Source organism: Stenotrophomonas maltophilia (assembly GCF_013464915.1).
Classification (GTDB): Bacteria; Pseudomonadota; Gammaproteobacteria; order Xanthomonadales; family Xanthomonadaceae; genus Stenotrophomonas; species Stenotrophomonas maltophilia_AT.
Window position 1 is genome coordinate 1 of record NZ_RAVT01000079.1, and the last position, 10,839, is coordinate 10,839.

The 10,839-nt window shown below is 67.6% G+C and carries 8 protein-coding genes; 4 read left to right on the forward strand and 4 right to left on the reverse strand.

The window, feature by feature from the left end; translation table 11 throughout:
• Nucleotides 1-48: 48 nt before the first annotated feature.
• Entirely contained in the window at nucleotides 49-1,827 is a 1,779-nt protein-coding gene (locus tag D7T59_RS20770; protein ID WP_180853439.1) for a monovalent cation:proton antiporter-2 (CPA2) family protein, read from the reverse strand.
• 340 nt (nucleotides 1,828-2,167) lie between these two features.
• On the opposite strand from D7T59_RS20770, the gene mgtE reads away from it, so the two are divergent.
• Together mgtE and D7T59_RS20780 are read left to right on the forward strand one after the other, a co-directional pair.
• The gene (gene mgtE / locus D7T59_RS20775; RefSeq protein ID WP_099551749.1) at nucleotides 2,168-3,538 is read left to right on the forward strand and encodes a magnesium transporter; all 1,371 of its coding nucleotides are present in this window, start codon (nucleotides 2,168-2,170) and stop codon (nucleotides 3,536-3,538) included.
• Nucleotides 3,539-3,622: 84 nt separating this feature from the next.
• On the forward strand, nucleotides 3,623-6,343 hold the full coding sequence (locus tag D7T59_RS20780; protein WP_180853438.1) for a bifunctional acetate--CoA ligase family protein/GNAT family N-acetyltransferase: 2,721 nt from the start codon (nucleotides 3,623-3,625) through the stop codon (nucleotides 6,341-6,343).
• Nucleotides 6,344-6,416: 73 nt separating this feature from the next.
• Here D7T59_RS20780 and D7T59_RS20785 read toward each other — a convergent pair whose 3' ends face one another.
• Nucleotides 6,417-6,797, reverse strand: coding sequence for a YbjQ family protein (locus tag D7T59_RS20785; RefSeq protein ID WP_010482286.1), 381 nt, complete (start codon nucleotides 6,795-6,797; stop codon nucleotides 6,417-6,419).
• A 131-nt stretch (nucleotides 6,798-6,928) separates the two neighbouring features.
• Here D7T59_RS20785 and D7T59_RS20790 point away from each other — a divergent pair, with 131 nt between their 5' ends.
• The gene (locus D7T59_RS20790; RefSeq protein WP_180853437.1) at nucleotides 6,929-7,630 is read left to right on the forward strand and encodes an alpha/beta fold hydrolase; all 702 of its coding nucleotides are present in this window, start codon (nucleotides 6,929-6,931) and stop codon (nucleotides 7,628-7,630) included.
• Nucleotides 7,631-7,703: 73 nt separating this feature from the next.
• Here the strand turns inward: D7T59_RS20790 and dkgB are convergent, their stop codons facing one another.
• Together dkgB and D7T59_RS20800 are read right to left on the reverse strand one after the other, a co-directional pair.
• Complete coding sequence (gene dkgB, locus D7T59_RS20795; RefSeq protein WP_180853436.1) at nucleotides 7,704-8,513, reverse strand: 2,5-didehydrogluconate reductase DkgB; 810 nt, start codon at nucleotides 8,511-8,513, stop codon at nucleotides 7,704-7,706.
• An 87-nt stretch (nucleotides 8,514-8,600) separates the two neighbouring features.
• Entirely contained in the window at nucleotides 8,601-9,815 is a 1,215-nt protein-coding gene (locus D7T59_RS20800) for an MFS transporter (protein WP_180853435.1), read from the reverse strand.
• Between the two features lie 105 nt (nucleotides 9,816-9,920).
• Here D7T59_RS20800 and D7T59_RS20805 point away from each other — a divergent pair, with 105 nt between their 5' ends.
• Nucleotides 9,921-10,823 (forward strand): LysR family transcriptional regulator, encoded by a 903-nt coding sequence (locus D7T59_RS20805; protein WP_164136878.1) that lies wholly within the window; start codon nucleotides 9,921-9,923, stop codon nucleotides 10,821-10,823.
• The last annotated feature ends 16 nt before the right edge of the window (nucleotides 10,824-10,839 follow it).

Below are 10,839 nucleotides of genomic sequence, written 5' to 3' on the forward strand. Positions count from 1 at the left end.
CCGCCACTACCGCAATCTGTGGTGGGTGCCGACCGTTGGTCGGCACGCCTACTTGTCGTCGCTTTCCGCGTCGGCCTCGAACAGGTGCATCAGGTCGTTGCGTGCATCGCGCGAAGTCTGGATCACGGCGGCCTCGTCGTCGTAGACCAGGTACTGGTCGCGCAGCAGCTGTTCATCGTGCTCGCGGAAACGCTGCACGTGGCGCTCGGCCACAGTGGGCGCAACGCCCAGCGCGGTCAGCACGCGGCCGCTCATCTCCAGGCTGGTGCCGAACACCTCGCGGAACGGCTCGGCCGACATGTCCATCAACCGCCACGCATGCTGGCGGTTGCGCGCACGCGCCAGCACCGTGGCATCCGGGTACAGCCGGCGCACCATGCGCACGGCACGCAGGTTGGTTTCCGGATCATCCACGGTGATCACGAACACATCGATGTGCTCGCCGCCGGCCGCGCGCAGCATCTCCGGCCGGGTCGGGTCGCCGTAGTACAGCTGGTTGCCGAAGCGGCGCAGGTCGGCCACGGTGTCCGGGTTCGCCTCCAGCGCCACGAACGGCACCTTCTGCGCGGTCAGCAGGCGCGCGATCACCTGGCCGAAGCGGCCCATGCCGGCGATCAGTACCTTCGGCCGGTTGTCCGGCGCCACCTTGTCGGCGTCGGCCGGGTCGCGCGGTGCGGCTTTCTCCTGGCCGAGCAGTTTCAGCAGCGCGATCATCAACAGCGGCGTGATCGCCATCGACAGGCCGACGATCGCCACCAGCCGGTCGTGGTTGGCGTTGCCCAGCAGGTGCGCGCGCTGCGCCTCGTTGAACACCACGAAAGCGAACTCACCGCCCAGCCACAGTACGCTGCCCAGCAGCAGCGATTGCCGCGAGCTGAGCCGGGCGACGCGGCCAACCGCGTACAGCAGGCTGAATTTGACCACCAGCAGGATGCCGACACCCGCGGCGATCAGCCACGGCTCGGCGGCGATGCGGTCCAGGTCGATGCCCATGCCCACCGCGATGAAGAACAGGCCGAGCAGCAGGCCCTTGAACGGCTCGATCTGCGATTCCAGCTCGTGGCGGAACTCCGAGTCGGACAGCAGCACGCCGGCCAGGAAGGCGCCGAGGCTGGGGCTGAGGCCGGCTTCCTGCATGAACCAGGCGGTGCCCAGCACCACCAGCAACGCGGTGGCGGTGAACACTTCCGGGCTGCGGGTGCGGGCAATGATGCTGAACACCCGGCGCAGCACCGGCCGCCCGCACAGGATCACCACTGCCAGCGCACCCAGCGCCACGGCCGCATCTTCCCAGCGCAGGGTTTCATTCTTGACCCCGCCCAGCAGCGGAATGGCCGCCAGCAGCGGGATCGCGATCAGGTCCTGGAACAGCAGGATGGCAAAGCCCAACCGGCCGTGGTCGCTGTTGATCGCCTTGTGCTCGGACAGCAGCTGCAGGCCCACTGCGGTGGATGACAGCGCCAGCGCCACGCCCACCACCAGCGCGCTCTTCCACTGGAAGTGGTCGAGCAGCAGCAGTCCACCCAGCACCAGCCCGGACAGCGCCACCTGCGCCGCACCGGCACCGAACACCGAGCGCCGCATCACCTTCAGGCGTGCCGGCGACAGCTCCAGTCCGATCACGAACAGCAGCATTACCACGCCGATCTCGGCGGCGCCGAGGATACGGTCGGCGTCCTGCACGAAGCCCAGTCCGTCCGGGCCCAGCACCACGCCGGCCGCCAGGTAGCCCAGTACCGCGCCGAAGCCGAACTTCTTGAACACCGGCACGGCGATGACCGCCGCCAGCAGCAGCACCAGGGCCAGTTCCAGACCACCGCTATGCATGGGAATACCTGGTCATCGGGGGAGCCCGCTGTGCGTCCGTTCGGGTGGAGAAAGCGTGGCGAACACCACCGCGCCATTATGCGCGCCGGCCTGTGTACGCACGAGAACAACCGGCCGGGCGTCGTCGCGGGGCGGCCGGGTTGACCTGCATGGCTCACGGGTCCAGACTGCCCGCCGCTGGCGGCGCGTCCGTCGGCATACGCATCCCGGAGTCCCCAACCCATGTCCAGCGACAGTAGAAGTCGACCTCGTTCGACGCCAGCGATGGCCACCGCCTGACATCGGGACGGTTTGCCTGCGTTGGCGTTGCGCGAGGTCGCACCCCCACAAGGCAAACCCGATGAACCAGAAGCAATTGCTGCGCCCGGTGGCCGATGCCGCCGCCCTGGCCGCGCCGCTGGCGAACTACAACACCGCCGACGCGGTGGAATTCCTCAACACGCTGGAACTCGTGCGCGCCGCGGAAACGCTGGCTGCGCTGCCGTTGCCGCGTGCGGTGAAGATGCTGGAAGCGCCGGAGCTGCACCGCAGCGGCGAGCTGGTGGCCGCATTGCCGCCGGCCCGCGCCGCCGCACTGCTTGGGTTGATGGCCGATGACCGGGCCACCGACATCGTCCACGAGCTGGACGAAGAAGAACGCGCGCGGCTGATCCCGCTGCTCGGTACCGATGCCCGCCAGGCCATCCAGAAGCTGCTCAGCTACCCGCCGAACACCGCCGGTGCGCTGATGACCACAGAGTACGTGGCAGTGCCCGCCAGCTGGACCGTGGCGCAGACCCTGCAGCACATCCGCCAGGTCGAGCGCACCCGCGAGACGGTGTACGCGATCTACGTGCTGGACCCGGCCAGCCAGCAGCTGCAGCAGGTGGTGACCATGCGCCGGTTGATCACCGGCCTGCCCGAGGAGTCGATCCTGGACGTGGCCCAGGTCAATCCACCGGTAACGGTGGATGCACTGATGGACCAGGAAGAAGTGGCGCGGCTGATCCGTCGCCACGACCTGCTGGCGATTCCGGTGGTCGATGCACAGCAGCAGATGCTCGGCATCGTCACCGTCGATGACGTACTGGATGCGTTGATCGAGGAATCCACCGAGGACGCGCACAAGTTCGGCGGCATGGAAGCACTGGACAAACCGTACATGCAGATCGGCTTCTTCGAGATGCTGCGCAAGCGCGCCGGCTGGCTGAGCGTGCTGTTCCTGGGCGAGATGCTGACCGCCAGCGCGATGCAGCACTACGAGGACGAACTGGCGCGCGCGGTGGTGCTGACCCTGTTCATTCCGCTGATCATGAGTTCCGGCGGCAACTCCGGCTCGCAGGCCACCTCGCTGCTGATCCGCAGCCTGGCGCTGCGCGAGCTGCGCCTACGCGACTGGTGGAAGGTGGCCATCCGCGAGATCCCCACCGGCATGGTGCTGGGCGCCATCCTCGGCTGCCTGGCGATCGTGCGCATCGTGATCTGGCAGCTGGGCGGCCTGCACGACTACGGCGAGCACTGGATCCTGCTGGCGATCACCATCGGCGCGGCGCTGGTCGGCATCGTCACCTTCGGCTCGCTGTCCGGCTCGATGCTGCCGTTCATCCTCAAGCGCCTCGGCTTCGACCCGGCCAGCGCCTCGGCCCCGTTCGTAGCCACCCTGGTGGACGTGACCGGCCTGGTGATCTACTTCAGCATCGCCGCGATGATCCTGCACGGCACGCTGCTGTAACAAAAAGGGGACGGAGGGGATTAAGTCGTTTGTGCCACAAACGACTTAATCCCCTCCGTCCCCTTTTTTGGGTACCGTAGGCGCATGAGTACCTACCACCTGCAGTCCGTGTTCCGTCCGCAGTCGGTCGCGGTGATTGGCGGCAGCCCGCGAGAGCGTTCAGCTGGCCGCGCAGTGATGCGCAACCTGCGCGGCACCGGCTTCCCCGGCAAGGTAGCGTGGATCAACCCGCGGCATGCCGAGATCGATGGCATCCGCACGGTGAAGCGGCTGAAGGACCTGGACTGGGTGCCGGACCTGGTGGTGATCACCGCCCCCGCGGCAATCGTGCCGCAGGTGGTGCGCACCGCTGCCGAGCGTGGCGTGCAGGCCGCAATCATCCTCACCGCGCACCTGGGTGAAGGCCCGGGCTCGCTGTCGGCGCAGGTGGAGGCGGTGGCGCGCAAGCATGGCCTGCGCATCCTCGGCCCGCACTGCCTGGGCGTCATTGCACCGCACGCGCGGCTCAATGCCAGCATCGCCGCGCACTTCCCGCAGGCTGGCGACCTCGCGTTGATCTCCGAATCCTCCGCCATTGCCGCGGCGCTGGTGGAGTGGGGTGTGGCCCGTTCGGTCGGCTTCTCCGCCGTGGTCTCGCTGGGCGACACGATGGACGTCGACTTCGGCGACCTGCTGGACTACTTCGCCACCGACTACCGCACCCGCGCCATCCTGCTGTATGTCGAGCAGATCAAGGACGCGCGCAAGTTCATGTCGGCCGCGCGCGCCGCCGCTCGTGCCAAGCCGGTGGTGGTGGTGAAGTCCGGTCGTGCCGAACGCGTGCAGCCGGGCAGCCGTGATACCCACGTGCAGGCACTGGCGCGCGCCGACGATGTGTACGGCGCCGCATTCAACCGCGCCGGCCTGCTGCGCGTGGGCGCGCTGGATGAACTGTTCACCGCCGCCGAATCGCTGGGGCGGTTGGGCACCTTCCCGGGTCGCCGCCTGGCGATTCTCAGCAACGGCGGCGGCGTCGGTCGCCTCGCAGTCGACCAGCTGATCGCATTGCGTGGCACGCTGGCCAACCTGTCCGACGGCACGGTCGAAAAGCTCGACGCTGTGCTGCCGCAGGGCTGGTCGCGCAGCAATCCGGTCGACATCGTGGTCGACGCCGATGGTGAGCGCTATGCCGCCGCCATCGAAGCGCTGCTGGCCGACAACGAGAATGATGCGGTGATGGTGGTCAACGTGCCGACCGCATTCACTTCGTCCGCAGACGCCGCACAGGCACTGACCCGCACGCTCGGACTGCGCCCGCGCCATCACCGCGACAAGCCGGTATTCGCGGTGTGGCTGGGCAATGACGACCAGGCCACCGCCACGCTCAACGCGGCACGTGTGCCGACCTATCCGACCGAGGCCGAAGCGGTGCGCGGCTTCCAGCATCTGGTGCGCTACCGGGAGGCGCAGAGCGCGCTGATGGAAACGCCACCCAGCCTGCCGCAGGACTTCAGTGTCGACGCGGCCGCGGCACGCGCGCTGGTCGACGCCGCGCTGGCCAACGGCCAGCAGTGGCTGGATCCGCTGGCCACGCATGAGCTGCTCAAGGCATACGGCATTCTCTCCGCGCCGGTGATGCACGCGCGCGATGCGCACGAAGCGATGGACCTGGCGCAGCCGTTGCTGGAGCGTGGTGCCAGCGTGGCACTGAAGATCCTGTCACCGGACATTCCGCACAAGTCGGAAGTGGATGGCGTGCGCCTGAACCTTGCGACGCTGCCGGCAGTGCAGAGCGCAGCCAACGCGATCCTCTCGCGTGCGCGGCAGCTGCGACCGGACGCGCGCATCGACGGCCTGCTGGTGCAGCCGACCATCGTCCGCCCGAAGGCGCGCGAACTGATCGTCGGCATTGCCGATGACGCGACCTTCGGCCCGGTCATCGTGGTCGGTCGCGGCGGCACTGCGGTCGAAGTAATCAACGACAAGGCGCTGGCGTTGCCGCCGCTGGACCTGCGCCTGGCCCATGAGCTTATCGGCCAGACCCGCGCCTCGCGCATCCTCAAGGCCTACGGTGATGTGCCCGCTGCCGACGAACGCGCACTGGCACTGGCGCTGGTGAAGCTGGCACAACTGGCCGCCGACATTCCCGAAGTGCGCACGCTGGACATCAACCCTCTGCTGGTCGACAGCAAGGGCATTCTCGCCCTGGACGCACGCGTGGCGGTGGCACCGTCGCGCATCCTGCACAAGGGGCGTGGCCATCCGCGCTTCTCGGTGTTCCCGTACCCGAAGGAGTGGGAGCGCACCATCGAGCTGTCCGATGGCGGGCGCGCGTTCGTGCGTCCGGTGCGTCCGGAAGACGACGCGCTGTTCCGTGCGTTCTTCGCCCGTGTCAGCGACGAGGACCTGCGGCTGCGCTTCTTCCAGTCGGTGAAGCACTTCAGCCACGAATTCATCGCGCGCCTGACCCAGCTGGACTACGCGCGCTCGATTGCGCTGGTGGCGATTGAACCGCGCAGCGGCGAGATGCTCGGCGCGGTGCGCCTGCACGCCGACGCCGATTACCACCGCGGCGAGTACGGCATCCTGATCCGCTCGGACCTGAAGGGCCACGGCATCGGCTGGCGGTTGATGGCGATCATGATCGAGTACGCCAAGTGGCTGGGCCTGGCTGTGGTCGAGGGCCAGGTGCTGCGCGAGAACAGCACCATGCTGGCGATGTGCCAGAGCCTCGGTTTCAAGACGAAACTCGACCCGGACGACCCGACGGTGATGATGGTGACCCTGCCGGTGCAGCAGGTCGAGGTGCCTGAAACCCCACTGTAGAGCAGAGTCCACGCTCGGCTGCCTTGCATCGCACGGACGCGTCTGAGCCGAGCATGGGTTCGGCTCTACAACGTCAGCGCACCGGCTCCACCACCACCGCCGTGCCGTAGCACAGCACTTCGGTCAGCCCGGTCATCACATCGGTGGCGTCGTAGCGCATGCCGATGATGGCGTTGGCACCGAGCTGGCGCGCGTGCTTGACCATGTCGCGGTAGGTTTCCTCGCGGGCCTGTTCGCACAGCTCGGTGTAGATGGTGATGTTGCCGCCGAACAGGGTCTGGATGCCGCCGAGGAAATTGCCGACGATCGAGCGCGAGCGCACGGTGATGCCGCGTACCACGCCCAGATTGCGCACCACGCGATGGCCGGGCAGCTCGAAGGCGGTGGTGACCAGCGCATCGTCGAAACGCAGCGCGGGCGGGGACGTGGGGCTGCTGTTGTAGGGGTCTGCCATGGTCGCATCCTTGGAACGGGTAGGGTCGAGGGCTGCATCCTAGCGTGCCGCTGCGCTGCCGGCCCGGTTCCGCAACGCACAGGGCCAGCCACGGCGTGTTCTTGCCACCGCACCAGCGCGACAATACCCCCATGACCCACCGTATCCCCCTGTTGCTGCTGCCCGGCCTGCTCAACGACGCCGAGCTGTGGCGCGCACAGTTGGCCGATCTGGCCGACATCGCCGATTGCACCGTGGGCGACCAGACCCGTGGTGAGACCCTGCAGGCGGTGGCTGAGGACGTGCTGGCGCAGGCGCCGGAGCGCTTCGCCCTGGCCGGTTTCTCATTGGGTGGCTTCGTCGCCCAGCAGATCCTGCGCATCGCCCCGGAGCGCGTGCTGCAGCTGGCGCTGATCGACACCTCGATCCACGCCGACTCACCCGAACGCGCCGAGCAGCGCCGCAGCCAGCGCGCCAGCGTACGCCTGCCGGGGAAATTCCATGGCTTCGGTGATGTGCTGATGCGCAGCTATATCGATGCCTCGCGGCTGGACGACTACGTGCTGGTGCAGCGCGTGCGCGACATGACCGCACGCCTGGGCGCGGAAGTGTTCCTGCGCCAGAGTGCGCTGGAACGCCGCGATGGCCACGACGTGCTGGCTGGCTACCGCGATCCGCTGCTGATCATCTGCGGGGCCAACGACCGCATCACGCCACTGGCAGTGAGCGAGGAGATGCACGCCCTGGTGCCGCACTCGCAGCTGGTGGTGGTGCCCGATTGCGGGCACCTGGCCCCGATGGAGAAACCGGACGAAGTGAGTACGGCGATGCGTGGGTGGTTGCTGCAGCACTGATGGATCCGCCGGGCATGGCCCGGCGCTACCCACGGTGATCCGGTAGCGCCGGGCCAWGCCCGGCGGCTCCTGATCAATCCCAGGCCGGGGCAATCCCTTCCGGATTGGCCAGGCGGTGCCCACGATCCAGCTTGGCGATCTGTGCCATGTCTTCGTCGGTCAGGCGCACGGCCGCCGCTTCCAGGTTGGCCGCCAGGTTTTCGCGCTTGGTCGAGGACGGGATCACCGAGAATCCCTGCTGCAGCGCCCAGGCCAGCGCAACCTGCGCCGGCGTAGCCTGGTGACGGCCGGCAATGGCCTGGATCACCGGGTCCTTCAGCACTTCGCCATAAGCCAGACTCATGTAGGCGGTGATGTGGATGCCGTTGTCCTGCAGGAACTTCACCAGCAGGCGGTTCTGCAGGTACGGGTGGATCTCGATCTGGTTGGTGGCGATGGCATCGGCGCCGAGGATCTCGATGGCCTTGCGGGTCTGGGCGATGGTGAAGTTGGAGATGCCGATCGCCTTGGTCAGCCCCTGCGCCTTGGCTTCGGCCAGCGCCGGCAGGTATTCCTCCATCGGTACATCGACCTTGTCATTCGGTGACGGCCAGTGGATCAGCGCCAGGTCAACGTGGTCGGTGCGCAGCTTCTCGAGGCTGGTACGCAGGCTGGCCAGCAGTGCATCGTGCTTGAACTCGGAGATCCACACCTTGGTGGTGAGGTACAGATCATCACGCGGCACGCCGGACTCGGCGATGGCCTGGCCGACTTCGGCTTCATTGCCGTAGATCTGTGCGGTATCGATGGCGCGGTAGCCGACTTCCAGCGCGTTGCGCACCGAGTCGATCACGGTCTGGTCTTTGAGGCGGAAGGTGCCGAGACCGAAAGCGGGGACAGTCATGGAAAGCTCCAGCGGGGGAAGGGAGTAGCAGAGGGAAGAGGGTAGGACAGGCACCGTATGCATGCCGGCAACGGTGCATTGCATGAATCAATGCGCAGTGGCGGCAATGCCTTCGGCACGAACATCGATGCCATCACGACGGTCCAGGCGGCCGCTGAGCACGGTCAGCGCATAGGCACCCACCACCACCAGCGCACCCAGCCACGGCGTATGCATCAGGCCGATGTGCTCCACCACCAGGCCACCCAGCGAGGCGCCGAGGGCGATGCCGATGTTGAAGGCGGCGATGTTCAGGCCCGAGGCCACGTCGCTGGCCTGCGGTGCGTAGCGCTGCGCCTGCTTCACCACGTACACCTGCAGGCCGGGCACGTTGCCGAATGCCACCGCGCCCAGCGCCAGGACCGTCAGCAGCATCAGCCAGATGTTGTAGGCGGTGAAGGTGAGCATGAACAGTACGACCGCCAGCAGGGCGAAGATGCGCTTCAGCGCGGGCACCGGGCCCATGCGGTCGGCCATGCGCCCGCCCCACAGGTTGCCGATGGCCACCGACACGCCGTACACCAGCAGCACCAGGCTGACCGCGTTGGCCGAGAAACCAGTGACGTCCTGCAGGATCGGTGCCAGGTAGGTGAAGGCCAGGAAGGTGCCGCCATAACCCAGCGTGGTCATCGCATAGACCAGCAGCAGGCGCGGCTGGGCCAGCACCGCCATCTGCTGGCGGAAGCTGGATGGGGCGCTCTGCGGCACGCTGCGCGGCACGAACAGCAGCGCGCCCAGCAGTGCGATCACACCGAGCCCGGCCACGGCCAGGAAGGTGGCACGCCAGCCCAGGTGCTGGCCGATGAAGGTGCCCAGCGGCACGCCCGTCACCAGCGCCACGGTCAGCCCGGTGAACATGATGGCGATGGCACTGGCCGCCTTCTCCTTCGGTACCACCGCGGTGGCGATGATCGAACCGATCGAGAAGAACACGCCGTGGGCGAGGCCGGTAAGGATGCGTGCAGCGATCAGCGAGGTGTAGCCCGGTGCCATGAACGCGATGATGTTGCCGACGGTGAACAGCACCATCAGCGCCACCAGCAGGGTCTTGCGCGGCACGCGGCCGGTCAGCGCGGTCAGCACCGGTGCGCCGATCGCTACGCCCAGCGCGTACAGCGACACCAGCAGGCCGGCGGAGGGCAGGCTGACCTGCAGGTCGGCGGCGATGGTCGGAATCAGGCCGACGATGACGAACTCGGTGGTGCCGATGGCGAAGGCACCGAGGGTCAGGGCCAGCAGGGCGAGGGGAATGCCACGGATCATGGCAGGCTCCAGAGGGAAGGAAGGCGCGCAGTGTGCGCGGCGCACCTTTGCCTAAAAACCCGTCTTCACGCCAATCACTCTTGCCTCGTGGTCAATAATGGCGCCATGAAAACCACCCTCGATGAAATGCAGGCGTTCCTGGCGGTGATCGACAGCGGTTCGATCAGCGCCGCGGCCGAGCAGCTGGGGCAGACGCCTTCCGGCGTCAGCCGTGCGCTGGGGCGGCTGGAGGACAAGCTGGGCACCACCCTGCTGACCCGCACCACGCGCCGCCTGAACCTGACGGCCGAGGGCGAGGCTTACCTGCGCCATGCCCGGGCGATCATCGACGCGGTGGAGTCGGCCGAGGAACAGATGGCGGCGCGCCGCGAACGCCCGGCCGGACGCCTGCGCGTGGATGCGGCGATGCCGTTCGTGCTGCATGTGATCGCGCCGCTGGTGGCCGGCTATCGTGCGCGCTATCCGGAAGTACAGCTGGAGTTGAACAGCTCCGAGCGCTACATCGACCTGCTGGAACGGCGCACCGACCTGGCGATCCGGATCGGTCCGCTGGCCGATTCCACTCTGCATGCACGACCACTGGGCCGCTGCCAGCTGCGTCTGGTCGCCAGCCCGGCCTACCTGGCCGCGCATGGCGAACCGGCCAGCGTGGCGGCGCTGGGCCACCACACCCTGCTCGGTTTCAACGAGCCGGAATCGCTGAATCACTGGCCGCTGCCGGGCGATGCCGATGGCCTGCTGCGGGTGCGCCCGGACATCGCCGTTTCCAGCGGCGAGACGTTGCGCCGGTTGGCGGTGGAAGGGGTGGGCATCACCTGCCTGTCCGACTTCGTGACCGACCGCGACCGCGCCGCCGGTACCCTGGTGCCGGTGCTGGCGGCACAGACGCTGGATGTGTACCAGCCGATCCATGCGGTGTACTACCGCAACACCGCAGTGTCGGCGCGGATCAGCTCGTTCCTGGATTACCTGGGTGAAGCGATGGCGCGGAGCGATTACCTGCGTTGAGGTTGCCGGGCCGCGG